The sequence below is a fragment of the Lysinibacillus sp. NPDC094177 genome (assembly GCF_050279145.1).
In the GTDB taxonomy this organism is placed as follows: Bacteria; Bacillota; Bacilli; order Bacillales_A; family Planococcaceae; genus Lysinibacillus.
In genome coordinates, this window is record NZ_JBNNTW010000025.1 from 1 (window position 1) to 21058 (window position 21058).

Sequence of the window (21058 nt, forward strand, 5' to 3'; positions counted from 1 at the left end):
TCACACCCGTTCCCATACCGAACACGGAAGTTAAGCTCTTTAGCGCCGATGGTAGTTGGGGGCTTCCCCCTGTGAGAGTAGGACGTCGCTAGGCAATGGAAACAGTCAGCTGAGTGCTGGCTGTTTTTTTATAAAAAACTTTAATAATTTATCAATAATTCCACAAAACTTGTCAAAAATTAAAATAAGATGTGCTTAACTAACATTTATATTTTAAATGTAGAAGAAAATTAAAAAGGCTATATTTTTATCAGTGTAAATAAGAAAAAAACTAGCAGAGTTGCCACCTTGAAAAATCTGAATTGTCTTTCTTTTATAAGTTTCTTGACAGTAGCTTAGCACGTTGTTAATCTTACAATTAATATTCTTTTAACTATAGGAGGACGTTACGAAAATGTGGGAATCTAAATTTGCCAAAGAAGGTTTAACTTTTGATGATGTATTATTAGTACCAGCCCATTCAGAAGTATTACCGAAAGATGTTGATTTATCAGTTCAACTAACACCGAAGATTAAATTAAATATTCCAATGGTCAGCGCAGGGATGGATACAGTTACAGAATCTAAAATGGCAATTGCTATGGCACGTCAAGGTGGTATCGGTATTATCCATAAGAACATGTCGCTCGATGAGCAAGCTGAGCAAGTGGAAAAAGTAAAACGTTCTGAAAATGGTGTTATTACAAACCCATTCTTCTTAACTCCGACTCACCAAGTTTTCGATGCTGAGCATTTAATGGGTAAATACCGAATTTCTGGTGTACCGATTGTTGATAGTATGGAAAACCAAAAGCTAGTAGGGATCATTACAAACCGCGACTTGCGTTTTATTTCTGACTATTCTTTAAAAATTGAAGATGTTATGACAAAAGAAGATTTAATTACAGCTCCTGTTGGAACGACTTTAGAGGATGCTGAAAAGATTCTTCAACAATATAAAATCGAAAAGCTTCCAATTGTAGATGAAGACGGTAAATTAACTGGATTAATTACAATTAAGGATATTGAGAAGGTAATTGAGTTCCCTAACGCTGCAAAAGACATACATGGTCGTTTATTAGTTGGGGCAGCAGTTGGTGTTTCAAAAGATACGATGATACGTATTGAAAAGCTTGTTGAAGCACAAGTAGACATCGTAGTAATCGATACAGCTCACGGTCATTCTGAAGGTGTATTACAAACAATTCGCTCTATCCGTGAATCTTATCCAGAGCTTGAAATTATCGCTGGTAATGTGGCAACAGCTGAAGGTGCACGCGCATTATTTGAGGCTGGTGCAGATGTAGTGAAAGTTGGTATTGGACCAGGATCTATTTGTACTACTCGTGTCGTAGCTGGTGTAGGTGTACCACAAATTACAGCTGTTTACGATTGTGCAACAGTAGCACGTGAGCTTGGTAAAACAATTATTGCTGATGGAGGCATTAAATACTCTGGAGACATCGTAAAAGCTCTTGCAGCGGGTGGTAACGTTGTAATGCTTGGTTCACTTCTTGCAGGTACTTCTGAATCTCCAGGTGAAACTGAAATCTTCCAAGGTCGTCGCTTCAAGGTTTACCGTGGTATGGGTTCAATTGGAGCTATGGAAAAAGGTTCAAAAGATCGTTACTTCCAAGAGGATGCGAAAAAATTAGTACCAGAAGGTATTGAAGGTCGTCTTCCATACAAAGGACCACTAGCAGATACAATTTATCAACTAATCGGTGGTATTCGTGCAGGTATGGGCTATTGCGGTTCACCTAACCTTGAGTTCTTACGAGAAAATGCTCAATTTGTTCGTATGACAGGTGCAGGTCTACGTGAGTCTCATCCACATGATGTACAAATTACAAAAGAATCACCAAACTATTCGATGTAATATATTACTAGCAACTTTTATGCTCTCGAATCGTCTACAAAGATGACACGAGAGCATTTTTTTATGATAGAGAGTGCGCACGTAAGTTACTATATATGATAAAATGTCGAGGACAAGATTATTTTTTGGAGGGCTTTAAAGGTGAAAAAGACAATGAACACTGTCATTCGCTTACTCCTAATTCCTGTTTTGTTATTTAGTGTGTTAGCAGGTATTCCTACAAAGGCACATGCGGACTCAGGTTTAGGACTACATGTGGATGCTGCGATTTTAATTGACGCAGATTCAGGAAAAATTTTATATGAACAAAATGCAGATACTGCGCTAGGTATTGCGAGTATGACAAAAATGATGACTGAATATCTGTTATTGGATGCAATTGATGCAGGTACAGTTAAATGGGATCAGGAATATCACGTAACTGATTATACGTATAAATTGTCTCAAAACCGTGCGTTAAGTAATGTACCATTGCGTAGAGATGGAACTTACACGATTCGCGAATTATATGAGGCGATGGCTATTTACTCTGCAAATGCTGCAACAGTGGCTATTGCAGAAACAGTTGCAGGTACTGAAACTGAGTTTATAAAGCTGATGAATAAAAAAGCAAAAGAGCTTGGTCTTAAAGATTATAAATTCGTCAATTCTACTGGTCTTAACAATGCAGATTTATTTGGTATGCAGCCAGCTGGTACTGGACCAAATGATGAAAACGTAATGCCTGCTAAATCTGTAGCTAAATTAGCATATCATTTACTAAAAGATCATCCAGACGTATTAAAAACGTCTAAAATTGCAAAAAAGAAGTTCCGTGAAGGTACAGATGATGAAATTAATATGGAGAACTGGAACTTTATGTTGCCAGGATTAGTGTTCCAATATGAAGGCGTTGACGGATTAAAAACAGGTACAACAGACTTTGCTGGACATTGCTTTACAGGTACAGCAGAGCGCAATGGTACACGTTTAATTTCTGTTGTTATGAAGGCTGTAGATACAAAAGGACAGGGCTCAAGAAAAGCGCGCTTCGATGAAACAGCTAAATTGCTTAACTATGGTTTCTCACAATTCTCGAAACAAGAAATTATTCCAGCGAACTATACGTTTAAAGATCAAGAAACAGTAAAAGTTACGAAAGGTAAAGAAAACAAAGTAGCGATTGCTGTTAAAGAACCAGTTTCATTTATGGTCAAGTCATCTGAGAAAGATTTATATAAACCTAAACTAGTATTAGATAAAAAGAGTCTAGAAGCAGATGTTAAGAAAGATACTGTTGTTGGGAAGGTAGTTATTGAACGCTCAGAGGGCACAGATTACGGTTTTATTGACGGTAAGGACCTTAAAGCCGATGTTGTTACAACAGAGGCTGTGGAGCGTGCTAGCGGTATCTCATTATTCTTCCAAGGTGTTGGTAGCTTCTTCGGAAACTTATGGAGTGGTATTACTGACTTTGTTGGTGGCTTATTCTAATAATTAATGCATAAAGAACACGGAGATGTTTTTAAAACATCTCGTGTTCTTTTTCACGTTTTTACGCTTTAGTGCATACGCTATTAGGCGAAAGGATGTGGCTAAATGTGTGGCATTACAGGATGGGCTAGCTTTCAAAAGGATTTAAGAACAAGTAATGAAATTCTAAAGTTAATGACGCAAACGTTAAATAAACGAGGGCCTGATGATGAAAATATTTGGTGTAGTGAGCATATTGCATTTGGCCATCGTCGGCTAGCTGTCATAGATTTGATCGGTGGGAAGCAACCGATGAAAAAAATACATGATGGTGCAAACTATGTCATTACATATAATGGCGAGCTTTATAATACAGAAAAATTAAGGAAAGAGCTTCAAAAACGAGGGCATGTTTTTACAACACATTCAGATACGGAAGTTTTATTAACTGCTTATATTGAATGGAAAGAGAAGTGTGTTGATTTTTTAAATGGAATTTTCGCTTTTGGTATATGGGATGAACAATCACAATCTCTTTTTTTATGCAGAGACCGACTAGGTGTAAAGCCTTTGTTTTACACAGAACAACAAGACGGCTTACTTTTTGCATCCGAAGTAAAAGCATTATTAGCCCATCCATTGATTAAAACAACCGTTAATACGGAAGGGCTAGCAAATATTATGGCTGTAGGACCATCTAGAACGCCCGGAAAGTCACTTTTTCAAAATATTAGTGAGCTACGTCCAGGATATGCAATGCGTTTCTCTAGAGAGGGTATACGAGTTTGGCAATATTGGCAGTTGCAGAGTAAACGTCATGAAGAGTCATTAGAGGAAACGATTGATCATGTCCGCTTTTTACTAAGGGATGCTATTGAACGACAACTTGTTTCAGACGTACCGATCTGTACATTTCTTTCAGGAGGATTAGATTCTAGCATTATTACTGGAATTGCAGCAAACATGTTTCAACAACAAAATAAAGGCAAACTCCATACGTACTCTATAGACTACGAGGATAATGAACGTTTTTTTAATCCACATGCTTTTCAAATTTCTACAGACACGTATTGGATTCAAAAAATGACAGATACCTTTAATACAACGCACCATGCTGAGGAAATTTCTCAGCAACAATTAATCGATTTCTTAGTAGAATCTGTCATTGTTAGAGATTCACCGGGGATGGCAGATGTTGACTCATCGTTGTTATGGTTTTGTCGAGAAATTAAAAAGGATTTTACGGTTGCACTGTCAGGTGAATGCGCAGATGAGATTTTCGGTGGCTATCCATGGTTTACAGAAACAACTACAGGTTTCCCCTGGATTCGTTCACTGTCTGAAAGATCAACAATGTTACAAGAGAGATGGCGTAAGAAATTAAAAGTTGAGTCATATGCACAACAGGCATATTCACAAACAATTGCTGAAGTACCATACCTTGATGGAGAGAGTATCGAGGAAGTAAGACAACGTGAAATGTTTTATTTGAATATGGTATGGTTTATGCAAACATTGCTGGAACGAAAAGACCGTATGAGCATGGGGGCCAGTCTTGAAGTTCGTGTTCCATTTGCAGATCATCACCTTGTGGAATATGCGTGGAATATTCCTTGGGAAATGAAAAATTTAGGTGGTATGGAAAAGGGTTTACTTCGTAAAGCAATGCAACATTTATTGCCAGAAGAAGTTTTAAATCGGAAAAAGAATCCATACCCTAAAACTTATCATCCAGTTTATACAGCAGGCGTTCAAAAATGGCTAAAAGAAATAGTAGAGGATAAAAATTCAATTCTTCATGAATTATTTGAACGACGGAAGTTAATAGAGCTAATTGAATCTGGTGGCAGCTCTTTCAAAGTTCCTTGGTACGGACAATTAATGGCAGGTCCACAGCTTTTAGCTTATTTGGGGCAAATTCATACATGGTTTGAGTTTTATAATATCCAGCTAATCGAATCATAATATCGATTTCGCCTTGGCGTAATTGTTGTTGCTGACGCTTCGCTTTCGCACAGAAAACATTTGTTGCTGACGCTTCGCTTTCGCACAGAAAACATTTGTTGCTGACGCTTCGCTTTCGCACAGAAAACATTTGTTGCTGACGCTTAGCTTTCGCTACAAGAATGAAGATAAAAGAAAATACCAATCAACCTTTTAACGTGAGGTTGATTGGTGTTTTTTCTGTATATCCCAACAGTTCATTAGCTTTTCAATAGAAGGTTCAATTTCATGTGCAGGTATACTTCCGAAACCTAGTAAAAATTGAGCTTGTGAGACTGTGGAGTGATCCAGGCGATAATCAGATAGTGGATAGATTCTAATTTCCGCATTGGAGGCAAGCTGCTGTAATTGCTTTTCAGATAAAGTATGTTGTACATCCAGTAAAATATGCATGCCTGCTTGTTCGCCAGTAATGTTAATTTGATTAGAATAGTTTTCTAAAATAGAAGTAAGTTTTTCATGCTTTTTTCGATAAACCTTCCTCATTCGATTTAAATGCTTTGCAAAATGGCCGTCACGCATAAAATTAGCTACGATATGTTGATCGAAACGAGGTACTGTTGATGAATAGTAATTAAATACGTCATTATAAGTAGCAAGTAATTTTGGTGGAAGTACAAAATAAGCAACACGCAGGGATGGCATTAATGATTTAGTAAATGTACTCATATAAATGACTTTATCATTTCGATCTAATGCGTGAAGTGCAGGAATTGGTTTTCCAGTATAACGAAATTCGGAATCATAATCATCTTCAATAATGTATCGAGAGGCGCTTTGTGCAGCCCAATTTAAAGCCTGTGCACGTCTTGTTGCCGATAATACTGCTCCTGTTGGGAATTGGTGTGATGGCGTGATATAAACAACGTCAGCACTAGTTTTTTCGAGCTCATGAATGACAATTCCTTCATCATCGACCGCAATTGGGTAGACTTTTCGTTTATGCTGTGAAAACATACGATGCACAGCTGGATAACCTGGGTTTTCAAGCGCAAAGCAAGTATCGTCACTAAAGAGGCGCAAAATCATTGGTAGTAGCTGTTCTGTCCCTGAGCCGATTACAATTTGTTCGGGACTACAAACAACCCCGCGTGATTGAAATAAATAATTAGCAATCTCTGTTCGTAAAGATAGTTCCCCTTGAGGCTCACCCGTTAATAATAATTCCTTTGAAGCATCATCAAACAGCTCTTTTGCATATTTCCTCCATGTTTGAAAAGGGAAGGCATCAATATCAATAGAACCAGGATTAAAATCTATCTTGTACGATTTTTTCTTAGGTTGTTCGTTTAAGGACGCTGCTGTGTCCTGCTGAATATACGGAAGCTCGTCAATTTCCTCTACAAAATAACCAACGCGGGATTTAGACATAATATAGCCTTCTGCAAGTAGCTGTGCATATGCAATTTCAATAGTTGTTTGAGAAATATTCAAAAAATCGGCTAATTTTCTTTTTGATGGTAATTTTTCTCCTACTGCTATTTTCTTTGTAATAATAGCTTCTTTAATACCGCTATAAAGCTGATCATAGAGCGGTTTTCCACCATCTTTTTCTAGCTGAAATAATAGCATGTCCATGTTCGTTAATCCTCCTGGCCTTATAATTATTTTGAAAACTGGATATTTTTATATGGTCAATTTCAATTATACTAAATTTCATCATAAAGGTGGAGGTTAGAAATCATGAGACAAACAGGTACAGAATTAGTTAAGCGCGGAATGGCAGAAATGCAAAAGGGTGGCGTCATTATGGATGTTATTAATGCAGAACAGGCGAAAATTGCGGAAGCGGCAGGAGCTGTGGCTGTTATGGCATTAGAACGAGTACCATCAGACATTCGTAAGGCGGGTGGTGTTGCACGTATGGCTGATCCTCGTATTGTCGAGGAGGTGATAGGGGCTGTATCCATTCCTGTCATGGCTAAAGCACGTATTGGACATATTGTAGAAGCAAGAGTGTTAGAAGCAATGGGTGTCGATTATATTGATGAGAGTGAAGTATTAACTCCAGCAGATGAGGAGTTTCATTTATTAAAAAGTGATTACACAGTGCCCTTTGTTTGTGGGTGTCGTGATTTAGGAGAAGCTGCTCGACGTATTGGCGAAGGGGCTTCCATGCTACGAACTAAAGGGGAACCAGGGACGGGTAATATTGTAGAGGCAGTTCGCCATATTCGTAAAGTGAATGCGCAAGTACGTAAGGTTGTTGGAATGACAGAGGATGAATTAATGACAGAAGCTAAATTGCTTGGTGCTCCTTTTGAATTATTAAGAGAAATTAAGCGTCTTGGCCGTTTACCAGTCGTAAATTTTGCAGCAGGTGGAGTTGCTACGCCAGCTGATGCAGCATTAATGATGGAGCTTGGAGCTGACGGTGTATTTGTTGGCTCTGGTATTTTTAAATCAGAAAATCCAGAGAAATTTGCTCGTGCAATTGTTGAAGCCACTACGCATTATAAGGACTACAAGCTAATTGCCGAAATTTCAAAAGAGCTAGGTGTTCCGATGAAAGGTATCGATATTGCACAGCTTAGTCAAAATGAGCGTATGCAAGAGCGAGGCTGGTAAGATGAAACGAATCGGTGTTTTAGCTTTACAGGGAGCGGTACGAGAGCATGTGCAAATGATAGAATCTCTTGGATACGAAGCTGTCTTAGTAAAACAAAGAAATGATTTAGAGAAGCTTGATGGACTCGTCTTACCTGGTGGAGAAAGCACAACAATGCGAAAATTGCTGAATCGATATGAGCTATTAGAGCCAATTCGTACACTTGCAAAGCAAGGTTTACCGATGTTGGGAACATGTGCGGGATTAATTTTATTGGCAAAGGAATTAGTAGATTATGAGTCACATTTAGCTGTAATGGACGTGGTAGTTGCACGTAATTCTTATGGACGCCAGGTAGATAGCTTTGAGGTTAAGCTCGACATACCTGAAATAGGTGTTGCCATTCCAGCTGTCTTTATACGTGCGCCACATATTGTTTCCGTAGGTGAAGGTGTTGAAGTATTAGCAGAGCATGACGGGAAAATCGTGTTAGCAAAGGACAATCATTTATTAGGCTGTTCCTTCCATCCTGAATTAACGTCAGATGCACGTATTCTTGAATATTTTGTATCTTCTATGGTATGACTTGCAAAATCTCAATTCATATAGTACAGTATGGATAAAATTTAAATAACTGAACACGATGATGGGAAGTAGTAGCAAGCACGTTTTTTTTAGAGAGTCAGCGGGTGGTGGAAGCTGATAAAAGCACTTGTGAATCCGTCCTGGAGTTGCGCAGTCGAAGTTAATGAAGTAGGCTGTCGCCGGCTGAAATGCCGTTATGAGATAAGTGGATTAGACAAAGTACAATGTGTCTAGTCAATTAGGGTGGCAACGCGGGTAGCTCTCGTCCCTTTTGGGGATGAGGGCTTTTTTGTGTTTTCTACTAAATATTTTCCCATCATTAAGAATCTACTGGAGGTATGACGATGTTAGATATTAAACGCGTGCGCGACAATTTCGCGGAAATTAAAGAAATGCTATTAACACGTAATGAGGATTTAGGAAACTTAGACGACTTTGAACAATTAGATGCAAAGCGTCGTGAATTAATTGCAAAAACAGAAGAGCTTAAAGCTGAGCGTAATAAAGTATCTGAGCAAATTTCTATCATGAAGCGTAATAAAGAAAATGCAGATGAAGTTATTGCACGTATGCGTCAGGTTGGCGATGAAATTAAAGAGCTAGATGTCCAATTAAATGATGTAGAAGACCGCTTTAAAGATATGATGATGCGTTTACCAAACATTCCACATGAATCTGTACCAGTTGGCACAACAGAGGACGATAATGTAGAGGAATATACTTGGGGTGAGATTCCAACATTTGATTTTGACATTAAAGCACACTGGGATATCGCTACAGATTTAAAAATTGTAGACTTTGAACGTGGTGCAAAAGTGACTGGTAGTCGTTTCTTATTCTATCGTGGCCTTGGTGCTCGTTTAGAACGTGCATTAATGACGTTTATGATGGACTTACATGCAGAAGAGCATGGCTATGAAGAAATGCTACCACCTGTAATTGTCAATCGTGATAGCTTAACTGGTACAGGACAACTACCTAAATTTGAGGAAGATGTCTTCAAATTAGATGACACAGATTATTTCATGATTCCAACAGCAGAAGTACCTGTGACAAACTTCTATCGTGATGAAATTTTATCAGTTGAAGCATTACCACAGGGCTTTGCAGCATACAGTGCATGCTTCCGTTCAGAAGCGGGTTCTGCAGGTCGCGATACACGTGGGTTAATTCGCCAACATCAATTCAACAAAGTGGAATTAGTACGCTTTGTAAAACCAGAAGAATCTTATGAACAGCTAGAATTATTAACAGGCCATGCTGAAAAAGTACTGCAATTATTAGGATTACCTTACCGCAAACTAAAAATGTGTACAGCTGATTTAGGCTTTACTGCAGCGAAAAAGTACGATTTAGAGGTTTGGATCCCAGCTCAAAATATGTACCGTGAAATCTCTTCATGCTCTAACTTTGAAGATTTCCAAGCACGTCGAGCAAATATTCGCTTCCGTCGTGAGCCAAATGCAAAACCAGAGTATGTACACACATTAAACGGCTCAGGTCTAGCAATCGGTCGTACAGTAGCAGCAATCCTAGAAAATTATCAGCAAGCCGACGGAAGCGTAGTGATTCCTGAAGTTTTAAGACCATATATGGGCGGAAAAGAAGTAATTGCTCCAAAGTAAACTTGGGCGAAAAATGTAAGAAACTACTGTTGAAAATTTACCTCAACAGTAGTTTTTCTTTTAAAAAAGTATGCTAACGAACAAATTTATGCGAATTATAATGTCTTAAACTTCTTCATTTTCAACAATTAATGCTTGTCGCGCTTTTTTCTCGGCTTTTTTCCGTTCACGTAAAGCTCGGAAAAAATCGGTTAAGATTTGTCCGCATTCCTCGGCTAAAATCCCTTCTGTTACTTCACATTCGTGGTTAAAGCGAGCATCGTTTAATAAACGATAGAGTGAATCAACACAGCCAGCTTTTATATCTCTTGCACCATATACAACACGAGGTACACGAGATTGTAAAATTGCACCTGCACACATAGGGCAAGGTTCAAGTGTCACATAGAGTGTTGTTTTTTCAAGGCGCCAGCTCCCTATTTTTTTACAAGCCTCTTGAATAACCATTAGTTCAGCGTGCGTTGTCGCGTTTTGTGTTGTTTCTCGTAAATTATGAGCCCGTGCAATAATCTTTCCATCGTATACAAGCACAGCTCCTATTGGTACTTCTCCAAGTAAAGCTGCTTTCTTAGCTTCTTCCAGTGCACTGTTCATAAACAATCGGTCTGTTTCAAAAATATCCACTATAATCTCTCCTTATTATTTAGTGTATCTTGCTTAATTGACAATTGCTACTATCAAGTGTGCCATGGCATACATGTAGCTGTCGCTTGGCTTTCGCTACAGAAAACATTTGTTGCTACCGCTGCGCTTTCACACAGATAAACAATTCGTCCAGATTCAGTAAGAAGTTAAAACGTTGACATTTCCAATCTAACCTTTTTATATTTATATATGAACACATGCTCATATATAAATATAAAAAGGTTAGGGGTAAACTAAATGAATGAAAAATTACAAAATACAGAGGTTCAGACTAACAAAGAGCAACATTTAGACGAAGAAACGCTATTCGTTGTGTCTCAAACATTTAAAGCATTAAGTGATCCGACAAGAATTCGTATTTTAAATTTATTATGTACGGATGAACATTCAGTCAACGACATTGCAGAAATTTTAGATTTAGGTCAATCAACAGTTTCACATCAGTTACGTTTTTTGAAAAATTTACGGTTAGTGAAATATAGAAGAGAAGGCACAACTATATATTATTCAAAAGATGATGATCACATTATGAATTTGTTGATGCAGGCTATAGAGCATGCTGCACATAACTAGAGTTAATGGAGGGGTAAAATATGGGGCATAATCATGATCACAGCCATGACCATACACATGGCGCAAATAAAAAAGTGTTAATATTATCATTTATTATTATTACGAGTTATATGATTGTTGAAGCGATTGGTGGCTATTTAACAAATAGTTTGGCTCTTTTATCTGATGCAGGACATATGTTAAGTGACTCAATTTCATTAGCAATAGCCTTACTTGCTTTTATGTTTGGAGAAAAGGCTGCGAGCTATAGTAAAACATACGGTTATAAACGATTTGAAATTTTAGCAGCGGTATTAAATGGTGTGACTTTAATTTTGATTGCTTTATTCATTTTCTATGAAGCAATAAAACGTTTTGCAAATCCACCGGAAGTGGCAACTACAGGGATGCTGATTATTAGTACAGTCGGTCTTTTGATTAATATTTTGGTAGCTTGGATTATGATGCGTGGCAGTGATACAAAAGATAATTTAAATATGCGTGGAGCTTTTTTACACGTATTAAGCGATATGCTTGGATCTGTAGGAGCCATCGTTGCTGCACTATTCATTATGTTTTTTGGTTGGGGCTGGGCTGATCCACTAGCGAGTGTTATTGTTGCAATATTAGTATTAAGAAGCGGCTACTACGTAACGAAGGCTGCTGTCCATGTTCTTATGGAAGGAACACCTTCAAACGTTGACGTTCAAGAGATCATACAAACTATTATACAAACTGATGGAGTTTATAGCATTCACGATTTACACATTTGGACAATAACAAGTGGAACAAATGCACTTTCTTGTCATGCAGTTGTTGATGATCACCTAAAAATTGCGGACAGTGAGGATATATTACGAGAAATTGAACATAATCTTGAGCATAAGGGCATAAAGCATGTAACAATTCAATTGGAAACAGTAGCGCATAAGCATGATAATTCAATTTTATGTACAATAAAAAATGAGCAGTCGAATCATCATCACCATCATTAAAAAATTTTAAAAATTTTCAGCTTTACATACCCTTCATGGGTATGGTACTATAATTGTGAAGTAGGAGGTGCATTTAATGGAGGATATAGTGAAAGAAGATGCTTGTCAAACAGAGGAAGCTACTTCGTGTCGAAAAAGTCATCATCCTGAACGCGTTAAAAAGGATTTAACGACTCGTTTGAATCGAATTGAAGGGCAAATCCGAGGTATTAAAGGAATGATTGACAAAGACGTTTACTGTGATGATATTATTACGCAACTGTCTGCCACACAGTCTGCTTTAAATAGCGTAGCAAAGATATTATTAGAAGGTCATTTAAAGGGATGTGTAGTAGATCGCTTATCAGAAGGTGATGAGGCAGTGTTAGACGAATTAGTAGTAACTATTCAAAAATTAATGAAAAAGTAAAAATAAATATATACCCCAGTATTAAAAATAAAAGGAGAGATATTTTATGCAAAACGTAACTTTAAACGTACAAGGAATGTCATGTGGACATTGCGTAAACGCAGTGGAAAAAAGTGTTGGCGCTTTAACTGGCGTTGAACAAGTAAAAGTAAACTTAGCTGATGGCTTAGTAGATGTAGCATTTGACCAAACACAAGTATCTCTAGACCAAATTAAAGAAACAATCGATGATCAAGGCTATGACATTAAATAGTATAAGTAGGGTGCTCTTGTAGCACTCTCTTATTTTCAATTTTATATACCCCTGGTTGGTATGTGGAGAGGAGAATTAATCATGAGTTCTGAAATAAAAGAAGCGAATTTGCAAATTACAGGTATGACATGTGCAGCCTGTGCCACTCGTATAGAAAAAGGTTTAAATAAAATGGATGGTGTAGAACAAGCGACGGTTAATTTAGCCCTTGAAAAATCATCGATTAAATATGATTCAACAAAGTTAAGTGAAGAGGATTTTGAAAAGAAAATTGAAGCTCTTGGCTACGGTGTCGTTAAACAAAAAACTGAATTCGACATTACTGGCATGACATGTGCAGCCTGCGCTACACGTATAGAAAAGGGTTTAAATAAACTAGTAGGTGTTTCCTCTGCGAACGTAAACTTAGCACTCGAAAAAGCAACAATTGAGTTTAACCCATCCGAGGTGACGATTGCAGACATTATTGCAAAGGTTGAGAAATTAGGATATGAAGCGCATCAAAAAGCAGATGATAAAGATGCAGTAGATCATCGAGAACAGGCCATCAAACAACAGCAGCATAAATTTATTTTATCGGCCATTCTTTCATTACCACTACTCTGGACGATGGTAGGACATTTTTCAATTACATCATTTTTATATGTCCCTGAGTTTTTAATGAATCCGTGGGTACAAATGGTGTTGGCTACTCCTGTTCAGTTTATCATTGGAAAGCAATTTTATGTTGGAGCCTACAAAGCTTTGCGCAATGGTAGTGCTAATATGGATGTACTTGTAGTTATGGGGACATCTGCGGCTTATTTTTATAGTGTATATCAAGCAATTATTACCGCAGGATCACATCATGCCCCTCACCTATATTTTGAAACGAGTGCCGTATTAATTACTTTAATTTTATTAGGTAAATTATTTGAGGCAAAAGCAAAAGGTCGCTCATCTGAAGCAATTAAAAAATTAATGGGCCTTCAGGCAAAAACAGCCATTGTTGTTCGTGAAGGTGTGGAGAAAGAAGTACCATTAGAAGAAGTAGTCATTGGTGACATTATTTTAGTGAAACCAGGTGAAAAAATTCCTGTTGATGGTGAGGTATTAGAAGGAACAACAGCTGTAGATGAATCGATGTTAACGGGGGAAAGTTTACCTGTTGATAAAAAGCAAGGTGACCTATTATTTGGTTCCACTATTAATAAAAATGGCTTTATTAAAATGACAGCAACTAAAGTCGGTCGAGATACAGCTTTAGCTCAAATTATTAAAGTTGTAGAAGATGCACAGGGCTCCAAAGCACCCATTCAGCGCTTAGCAGACCAAATTTCGGGCGTCTTTGTACCAATCGTTGTTGGCATTGCACTTGTCACGTTTTTAATTTGGATTATCTGGGTGAAACCTGGTGAATTTACGCCTGCACTTGAAGTATTAATTGCAGTTCTTGTTATCGCTTGCCCATGCGCTCTTGGATTAGCAACGCCAACATCTATTATGGCGGGCTCCGGTCGTGCGGCGGAATTCGGTATTTTATTTAAAGGTGGAGAGCATTTAGAGCAAACGCAAAGCATCAATACAGTAGTTGTTGATAAAACAGGTACAGTGACTCACGGCAAACCTGTATTAACGGATGTTGTACTAGCGGCAAATCAAGACGAAGTACGTTTTTTATCGTTAATTGGTGCAGCGGAGAAGCAATCAGAACATCCGTTAGCAGAAGCAATTGTTCAAGGAATTGCTGATCGTGGTATCGACCTAGGAGATGTTCAATTCTTTGAAGCAATACCAGGTTACGGTGTGCAAGCGACTGTATCTGGTCAAGGAATTGTCATCGGTACTCGTAAATTGATGCAGCAATACGGTATTCATATTGATGATATCCTACCAACAATGGAGCAATTAGAGGAAAGCGGTAAAACGGCAATGTTAGCTGCGATTAACGGTCAGTATGCTGGTCTAGTAGCAGTTGCTGATACAGTGAAGGATACTTCAAAAGAAGCTGTTAGTCGTCTACAAGAAATGGGCATTACCGTTATTATGATGACTGGTGACAACGAACGTACAGCACAAGCAATTGGAGCAGAAGTTGGTGTGGATCATGTGATTGCAGAAGTACTTCCAGAAGGCAAAGCTAATGAAGTGAAAAATCTGCAAGCTACAGGTAAAAAAGTGGCGATGGTTGGTGATGGCATTAATGATGCGCCGGCACTTGCGACAGCGAATATTGGGATGGCGATTGGTACCGGTACAGACGTGGCTATGGAAGCAGCGGATATCACACTTATTCGAGGCGATTTAAACAGTATTGCGGATGCTATCATCATGAGTCGTAAAACAATGCGCAATATTAAACAAAACTTATTCTGGGCATTTGCTTACAATACATTAGGGATTCCAATTGCAGCAATTGGTTTACTAGCTCCTTGGGTAGCAGGTGCAGCAATGGCGTTTAGTTCAGTATCTGTCGTTTTAAATGCACTGCGCTTACAGCGAGTTAAATTATAAGGGTAACGATAGATCCACTTTGAGTGGGTCTATTTTTTTATTTATTTCAGTAGATGTCAGGGAATTGGTTTTGACCTCCTATTTTAATAGAGAAATAGTTTGATTCTGTTCTTCACTTTCTCACTATGATACAATGAAAAGCACTGATTCATTTTTAACTTCTAAAAGAAATCCTTCGGACGCAATTATGCCGAGGCATAATTGATATAATTATACAAACCTCGAGAGACGGGGTAATTGACGATAGAATCCATAGAACATAAAGGAGGAGCTTCTGGTGACGGTTCCATTTGTTACGGTAGAAGGTCCGATTGGTGTTGGTAAAACCTCTTTATCTAAAGAGATGGCAGCGACATTTAATTACCATCTATTAAAAGAAATAGTAGACGAAAACCCTTTTCTAAATAAGTTTTATGAAAACATAGAGGAATGGAGCTTTCAGACGGAAATGTTCTTCTTATGTAATCGCTATAAACAATTATCAGATATAAAAAAATTCCGTTTAACGCAAGATAAACCTGTTGTAGCGGACTACCACATTTTTAAAAATTTAATATTTGCCAAGCGTACATTACTATCAACTGAGTATGATAAATACGAAGAAATTTATAAAATATTAACGAAAGATATGCCTGTTCCAAATGTAGTTGTTTATTTACATGCCAGTGTTGATACGTTGATGAAACGTATTGCGATGCGTGGTCGTGAATTTGAAAAGATGATTTCACGAGATTACATGGAGCAACTAGTGGCAGATTATCATTCTTTTATCGAGCATTTTGAGAACATGCATCCCGAAATTCCTGTTATTCGATTTAATGGTGATCAGCTTGATTTCGTAAAAAATCCAAATGATTTGAAATATGTTTTACAAACAATAAAGGACACGTTACAACAAAGGAGCTTGCAACAATGAATTTGAGAGAGAAATACGATATTCCTCCACAAACAGTCATTACAATCGCTGGTACGGTTGGTGTGGGGAAGTCAACAATGACAAAGGCGTTGGCAGAGGCGCTTAATTTCCGTACGTCATTTGAAAAGGTGGATACCAATCCATATTTAGATAAATTTTATGAGGACTTTGAAAAATGGAGCTTCCATCTACAGGTGTATTTTTTAGCGGAGCGTTTTAAGGAACAGAAGCGAATTTTTGAATATGGCGGAGGGTTTATTCAAGATCGCTCAATCTACGAAGATACTGGAATTTTTGCTAAGATGCACTATGACAAAGGTACAATGAGTCCCACAGATTACGAGACGTATACAAATTTATTTGATGCGATGGTGATGACACCGTACTTCCCTCATCCAGATTTACTTGTTTATCTAGAGGGGCCAATTGATGCTGTAATTGGGCGTATTCAAGAGCGTGGACGTACAATGGAGCAACAAACACCGAATGATTATTGGATTGAAATGCACGAACGCTATGAGAACTGGATCAATAATTTTAATTCATGCCCAGTTCTACGATTAGATATTAATGATTATGATTTATTAAAAAATCCTGAAGCAATTGATTCAATTGTGAGCCGCATCAGTCATATGCTAAAACAAACGAGTCATTTACGTAAATAGAAGGTCTATTAAAGCTAATATTTCTAAAACAATAGGAAGATAAATTTTGGCGTTCTGGCCGAAAGCGAAGCGACAGGCATAAACAAGCAGTTGAAGAAAATAAATGATCAAAAGACGTGAGACAATATGTAACCTATTGTGTCACGTCTTTTGAGTAGGAGGGATTGCTATAAGAATAGCGGTGTATTGCGGTTCTGGGTTAGGCAGAAACCCAATTTATGCAGAGAAGGCAGCCGAATTAGGTACTGTGTTAGCTCAAAATGGTCATGGTGTCGTTTATGGTGGTTCGAAAACAGGATTAATGGGGAAAGTAGCAGATGCAGTATTAGAGGCTGGAGGAGAGATTATTGGTGTGATGCCGACTCATTTGCAGGAGCGGGAATTAGCACATGCCTCGCTAACGGAGATTCATTTTGTTGAGTCTATGCATGTACGTAAAGCCAAAATGGTAGAGTTAGCAGATGCTTTTATAGCTTTACCAGGTGGTGGTGGGACAATGGATGAATATTTTGAAGTGTTTACGTGGGCACAAATAGGATTACATGAAAAGCCAGTAATTTTATATAATGTAAATGGCTTTTATGATGCACTTTTACAACAATTTCAGAAAATGCTCGAGGAAGGTTTTATACGCATGGAACAAAAATCACTTATTTGTATAGCTGCTACATCGGAAGAAGTATTAAACTTTTTAAAAAAACATGGGTAATATGCCCATGTTTTTTCTGCAATAAATAATCTGTATAAGTATTTTTGTTGGGCCCATTAACATAAAAATTTTAGTTCGCTAATAAAATGAAAGAGGTGTAGGTTATGCAGACAATAAATACAGAAGTTACTGATGATCTAGTAGTGCTGGCAATTGAACGAAATATAGCCATTATCCGTTTTGATATGGATCATAAAGTTGCCTATGTGAATGAACTATTTGCCAAAACATTAGGCTATAAAGTTGAGGAAATGATAGGAAAAGATCATAAGGATTTTTGTTTACCGGAATTTGCGAATAGCATAGAATACGGGAAATTTTGGCGCAACTTAGCTGCTGGTAATAGCTATCAGGATAAAATCGAAAGAATTGATGCAAGTGGAAATAGAATTTGGCTTGAGGCTACTTATATGCCTGTTTTCGCTAATAATTCAAGAAAGGTAATTGGCGTATCGAAAATCGCAACAAATATTACTGAACGCCAAAATGAAATTGTTACTGTAGCTGATACATTAAAGGTCATGTCTAAAGACCTTTATAGCCGTTCGGAGGCTGGTATTCAAAATAGTGAGGATTTACTAGAAACAGTGAAAGAGGTTTCACAAGAGTCTGCCGATAATGTGAGAAATCTTGCGCAGCTACAGAAGCAAGCTGAATCTATTAAAGGGATTGTGAAAACCATTCAAGAAATTGCTTCTCAAACAAATTTACTTGCACTAAATGCAGCTATTGAAGCAGCAAGAGCTGGTGAGTATGGCCGAGGCTTTGATGTTGTAGCAAAAGAGGTTAGAAAACTTTCCGTAAGGGTAGAGCAATCTATTTCAGAAGTAAAAGATAATGTTGAAGGCATAGAGCGAGAGATTGGACAAGTCACTGAAAGTATCACGCGTATAGCTGAAAAAGTTGAAAAAACAAATGGTCAAATTAATGTAACGACAAATGATTTTGCCGAAATTGCTACTGCAGCAGAGGCATTAGATGAACAATCAAGGCACTTTATCGAAATAATATAAAATTGCGCCATATTAGAGCGAGGTAGTTTATCTAATATGGCGCAATTTTTTAACTTTATTTATCCCTTTCCACGTTTCATAAGAACGCAATAATTACAAGAATCAGAGGAAAGGTTGACGTTTGCTGCACACCGATGATGGGCCAGTCAGTATATTTGTAGTGCTCTTTCAATTGCTGAAATACTTACTAAAGGGCATTGCTGTAATAGATATCCCTCAAATGTCTTATTTACATAATTTTCTGATTTATATTGAAATAATAGCTGAATTTTATTTACAATAATTGTGTAAGGCTTTCATAAATCATAATAGGGGTGTTATAGATGACAAAGGTGGAAGTAAGTTTTAAGCATTTACCAACGACTGCGGTATCAGATGCAACTGGAGGACATACGAATTTACGCAGTGATATTAAACCGTTAGCAGATCATTTTAAAATTGCTGGTCGTGCGGTAACAGTGCGTTTACCAGATGGTGAAAATGGTGCGGTACTGGAAGCCATTCGAGCTGCTGGAGAAGGAGATATTTTAGTAATTGACGCTAAAGGGAATACCAATCGTGCAGTTGCCGGTGATTTTGTTCTTTCATTAGCGAAGGGTATTGGTATACAGGGCATTGTCGTTGATGGTGTTATTCGTGATATTGCAGCTATTCGTGAGCTAGACTTTCCTGTATTTTCACTTGGTACAACGGTAGCAGCTGGCAATAAAAACGGAGGTGGGGAAGTAAATGTTCCTATTGCTATTGGGGGCGTTGCTGTTAATCCTGACGATTATATTATTGGGGATATGGACGGTGTTGTTGTGGTGCCTCAGAATGATGCAGAGCGTATTGTTGCTGCTGCTGAGGCCAAAATCCAAAAGGATGAAATACGTGCACAAGAAGCACACGTAGACGGGAAAGAATCAATTATTGCTTATTTAGATAAAGTATTAACTTCTTTAAATTAAAAAAACCCTCACGATGCCATCCATACATCGTGAGGATTTTTTTAAGTTTTATGCTAAATTTTCATTATCTTTAAAGTAATTTTTCATTTTTTCCGTATCGAAACGGCCTTCCCATTTCGCCATTACTAATGACGCAAGTGAGTTACCAATTACGTTAACGACTGTACGTCCCATATCAAGAATACGATCGATACCTGCGATGAATGCTAAACCTTCAATTGGAATGCCGACAGTACCTAAAGTTGCTAGAAGCACAACGAAGGATACTCCTGGAACACCTGCAATCCCTTTAGATGTAACCATTAATACAAGCATTAATGTAATTTGTTCACCAATGCTTAGGTGAATACCATACATTTGAGCAATAAATAATGCAGCAATAGCTTGGTACAATGTAGAACCATCTAGGTTAAAGGAGTAACCGGTAGGAATAACAAAGGATACGATATCTTTTGGTGCACCTAGTTTCTCCATTTTCATCATAATTCGTGGTAATACAGCTTCAGAACTTGCTGTTGAGAACGCTAAAATCAGCTCATCTTTTAGTACTTTAATTAAGAAGAAGATGTTGATACCCGCGAATTTTGCAACAAGACCTAGAACTACAAAGATAAAGAATAGCATTGTTGCATAAACAAGTATAGCAAGTTTGCCGAGTGGTATAAGTGAAGCGAATCCATATTTGGAAACGGTTACACCAATTAAACCAAATACCCCAATTGGAGCGAATTTCATTACGAGGTTAGTTACCCAGAACATAGCATCTGCTACCCCTTGGAAGAAGTCTAATACTGGTTTACCTCGTTCGCCAACGGCAGCTACCCCTAAACCAAAAATAACTGAGAAGAAGATTATAGCAAGCATATTACCTTCAGACATAGCCTGAATGATATTTGTTGGTACAATGCCTACAATAATATCAAATGGTCCTTCATGCTTTACTTCTTCTGTAGTTGCAACATATTTCGAAATATCTCCTTGAGAGAGCTCGTTCATGTTTACACCTGCACCTGGTTGGAATAAGTTTGCAGAAAGTAAACCAATTACAATTGCTACTGTTGTAATAATTTCAAAGTAAATAAGTGATTTACCGCCTAATCGTCCAAGCTGTTTCATATCTCCAGTTCCAGCAACACCAACGATTAAAGTCGAGATAATGATCGGTACAACAATCATCTTAATTAGATGAAGGAAAATATCACCTAGAGGTTGTAAATATGTTTCGATTTTTGGGTTTCCGTAAAAAATACCGCCAACAATAATCCCTAAAATCAAACCGATTAAAATTTGAGTCGCTAAACTGATTCTAAATTTCTTCTTCAAAACCTTAGTACCCCCTAATATTAAAATTTTTAGGACTTGCCTTACTTTAATAATACGGAGGAC

The 21058-nt window shown here is 37.7% G+C and carries 19 protein-coding genes, 1 rRNA gene, 1 pseudogene and 1 other annotated feature; of the genes and pseudogenes, 18 read left to right on the forward strand and 3 right to left on the reverse strand.

The features are described 5' to 3' along the window. The 4 genes from rrf to asnB all read left to right on the forward strand — a co-directional run. Positions 1-94, forward strand: a 5S ribosomal RNA gene (gene rrf / locus ACQKNC_RS21885); the annotation flags it as partial. Positions 95-394: 300 nt separating this feature from the next. Further along, a complete protein-coding gene (gene guaB / locus ACQKNC_RS21890) occupies positions 395-1858 on the forward strand; it encodes an IMP dehydrogenase (protein WP_427426829.1) in 1464 nt (487 codons plus the stop codon). Between the two features lie 141 nt (positions 1859-1999). Beyond that, entirely contained in the window at positions 2000-3331 is a 1332-nt protein-coding gene (locus ACQKNC_RS21895; RefSeq protein ID WP_427426831.1) for a D-alanyl-D-alanine carboxypeptidase family protein, read from the forward strand. Positions 3332-3436: 105 nt separating this feature from the next. Next, the gene (asnB, locus tag ACQKNC_RS21900; RefSeq protein ID WP_427426832.1) at positions 3437-5275 is read left to right on the forward strand and encodes an asparagine synthase (glutamine-hydrolyzing); all 1839 of its coding nucleotides are present in this window, start codon (positions 3437-3439) and stop codon (positions 5273-5275) included. Between the two features lie 192 nt (positions 5276-5467). Here the strand turns inward: asnB and ACQKNC_RS21905 are convergent, their stop codons facing one another. Further along, entirely contained in the window at positions 5468-6892 is a 1425-nt protein-coding gene (locus ACQKNC_RS21905) for a PLP-dependent aminotransferase family protein (protein WP_427426833.1), read from the reverse strand. A 105-nt stretch (positions 6893-6997) separates the two neighbouring features. Between ACQKNC_RS21905 and pdxS the strand changes: the two genes are divergently transcribed. From pdxS to serS, 3 genes are all read left to right on the forward strand, one after another. Next, the gene (pdxS, locus tag ACQKNC_RS21910; protein ID WP_427426834.1) at positions 6998-7882 is read left to right on the forward strand and encodes a pyridoxal 5'-phosphate synthase lyase subunit PdxS; all 885 of its coding nucleotides are present in this window, start codon (positions 6998-7000) and stop codon (positions 7880-7882) included. 1 nt (position 7883) lies between these two features. Then, positions 7884-8447 (forward strand): pyridoxal 5'-phosphate synthase glutaminase subunit PdxT, encoded by a 564-nt coding sequence (gene pdxT, locus ACQKNC_RS21915; RefSeq protein ID WP_427426835.1) that lies wholly within the window; start codon positions 7884-7886, stop codon positions 8445-8447. A 49-nt stretch (positions 8448-8496) separates the two neighbouring features. Further along, positions 8497-8720, forward strand: a binding site (T-box leader). A 71-nt stretch (positions 8721-8791) separates the two neighbouring features. Further along, a complete protein-coding gene (gene serS, locus ACQKNC_RS21920; RefSeq protein WP_427426836.1) occupies positions 8792-10072 on the forward strand; it encodes a serine--tRNA ligase in 1281 nt (426 codons plus the stop codon). A 105-nt stretch (positions 10073-10177) separates the two neighbouring features. On the opposite strand, the gene tadA is transcribed toward serS, so the two are convergent. After that, complete coding sequence (gene tadA / locus ACQKNC_RS21925) at positions 10178-10696, reverse strand: tRNA adenosine(34) deaminase TadA (protein WP_427426837.1); 519 nt, start codon at positions 10694-10696, stop codon at positions 10178-10180. A gap of 258 nt (positions 10697-10954) precedes the next feature. On the opposite strand from tadA, the gene ACQKNC_RS21930 reads away from it, so the two are divergent. From ACQKNC_RS21930 to ACQKNC_RS21980, 11 genes and pseudogenes are all read left to right on the forward strand, one after another. Continuing rightward, positions 10955-11290, forward strand: coding sequence for an ArsR/SmtB family transcription factor (locus tag ACQKNC_RS21930; RefSeq protein WP_427426838.1), 336 nt, complete (start codon positions 10955-10957; stop codon positions 11288-11290). A 20-nt stretch (positions 11291-11310) separates the two neighbouring features. Then, positions 11311-12264 carry a cation diffusion facilitator family transporter gene (locus ACQKNC_RS21935; protein WP_427426839.1) on the forward strand — a complete coding sequence of 318 codons (954 nt, stop codon included), beginning with the start codon at positions 11311-11313 and terminating at the stop codon, positions 12262-12264. A 76-nt stretch (positions 12265-12340) separates the two neighbouring features. Continuing rightward, positions 12341-12673, forward strand: a complete 333-nt coding sequence (locus ACQKNC_RS21940) for a metal-sensitive transcriptional regulator (RefSeq protein ID WP_427426840.1) — start codon at positions 12341-12343, stop codon at positions 12671-12673. Between the two features lie 46 nt (positions 12674-12719). Then, a complete protein-coding gene (gene copZ, locus ACQKNC_RS21945; RefSeq protein WP_427426841.1) occupies positions 12720-12926 on the forward strand; it encodes a copper chaperone CopZ in 207 nt (68 codons plus the stop codon). Between the two features lie 81 nt (positions 12927-13007). Beyond that, a complete protein-coding gene (locus ACQKNC_RS21950) occupies positions 13008-15419 on the forward strand; it encodes a heavy metal translocating P-type ATPase (protein ID WP_427426842.1) in 2412 nt (803 codons plus the stop codon). Between the two features lie 277 nt (positions 15420-15696). Further along, a complete protein-coding gene (locus ACQKNC_RS21955) occupies positions 15697-16335 on the forward strand; it encodes a deoxynucleoside kinase (protein ID WP_427426843.1) in 639 nt (212 codons plus the stop codon). Further along, the gene (locus ACQKNC_RS21960) at positions 16332-17000 is read left to right on the forward strand and encodes a deoxynucleoside kinase (RefSeq protein WP_427426844.1); all 669 of its coding nucleotides are present in this window, start codon (positions 16332-16334) and stop codon (positions 16998-17000) included. The genes ACQKNC_RS21955 and ACQKNC_RS21960 overlap by 4 nt, the downstream gene beginning before the upstream one ends. Positions 17001-17181: 181 nt before the next feature. Beyond that, positions 17182-17709, forward strand: a complete 528-nt coding sequence (locus tag ACQKNC_RS21965) for a TIGR00730 family Rossman fold protein (RefSeq protein ID WP_427426845.1) — start codon at positions 17182-17184, stop codon at positions 17707-17709. Positions 17710-17813: 104 nt separating this feature from the next. Further along, positions 17814-18185: pseudogene (locus tag ACQKNC_RS21970) on the forward strand (PAS domain-containing protein); the annotation flags it as partial. Positions 18186-18230: 45 nt separating this feature from the next. Beyond that, entirely contained in the window at positions 18231-18722 is a 492-nt protein-coding gene (locus ACQKNC_RS21975) for a methyl-accepting chemotaxis protein (protein ID WP_427426854.1), read from the forward strand. 323 nt (positions 18723-19045) lie between these two features. Next, the gene (locus ACQKNC_RS21980) at positions 19046-19672 is read left to right on the forward strand and encodes an RraA family protein (RefSeq protein ID WP_427426846.1); all 627 of its coding nucleotides are present in this window, start codon (positions 19046-19048) and stop codon (positions 19670-19672) included. 48 nt (positions 19673-19720) lie between these two features. Here the strand turns inward: ACQKNC_RS21980 and ACQKNC_RS21985 are convergent, their stop codons facing one another. Next, positions 19721-20995, reverse strand: coding sequence for a cation:dicarboxylate symporter family transporter (locus ACQKNC_RS21985; protein ID WP_427426847.1), 1275 nt, complete (start codon positions 20993-20995; stop codon positions 19721-19723). Positions 20996-21058: the final 63 nt, after the last annotated feature.

Bases quoted from the DNA above. Each gene is read 5' to 3' on its own strand.
- guaB (WP_427426829.1), top strand. From the start codon at position 395: ATGTGGGAATCTAAATTTGCCAAAGAAGGTTTAACTTTTGATGATGTA.
- asnB (WP_427426832.1), top strand. From the start codon at position 3,437: ATGTGTGGCATTACAGGATGGGCTAGCTTTCAAAAGGATTTAAGAACA.
- ACQKNC_RS21905 (WP_427426833.1), bottom strand. From the start codon at position 6,892: ATGGACATGCTATTATTTCAGCTAGAAAAAGATGGTGGAAAACCGCTC.
- pdxS (WP_427426834.1), top strand. From the start codon at position 6,998: ATGAGACAAACAGGTACAGAATTAGTTAAGCGCGGAATGGCAGAAATG.
- pdxT (WP_427426835.1), top strand. From the start codon at position 7,884: ATGAAACGAATCGGTGTTTTAGCTTTACAGGGAGCGGTACGAGAGCAT.
- serS (WP_427426836.1), top strand. From the start codon at position 8,792: ATGTTAGATATTAAACGCGTGCGCGACAATTTCGCGGAAATTAAAGAA.
- ACQKNC_RS21930 (WP_427426838.1), top strand. From the start codon at position 10,955: ATGAATGAAAAATTACAAAATACAGAGGTTCAGACTAACAAAGAGCAA.
- ACQKNC_RS21935 (WP_427426839.1), top strand. From the start codon at position 11,311: ATGGGGCATAATCATGATCACAGCCATGACCATACACATGGCGCAAAT.
- ACQKNC_RS21940 (WP_427426840.1), top strand. From the start codon at position 12,341: ATGGAGGATATAGTGAAAGAAGATGCTTGTCAAACAGAGGAAGCTACT.
- copZ (WP_427426841.1), top strand. From the start codon at position 12,720: ATGCAAAACGTAACTTTAAACGTACAAGGAATGTCATGTGGACATTGC.
- ACQKNC_RS21950 (WP_427426842.1), top strand. From the start codon at position 13,008: ATGAGTTCTGAAATAAAAGAAGCGAATTTGCAAATTACAGGTATGACA.
- ACQKNC_RS21960 (WP_427426844.1), top strand. From the start codon at position 16,332: ATGAATTTGAGAGAGAAATACGATATTCCTCCACAAACAGTCATTACA.
- ACQKNC_RS21975 (WP_427426854.1), top strand. From the start codon at position 18,231: ATGTCTAAAGACCTTTATAGCCGTTCGGAGGCTGGTATTCAAAATAGT.
- ACQKNC_RS21980 (WP_427426846.1), top strand. From the start codon at position 19,046: ATGACAAAGGTGGAAGTAAGTTTTAAGCATTTACCAACGACTGCGGTA.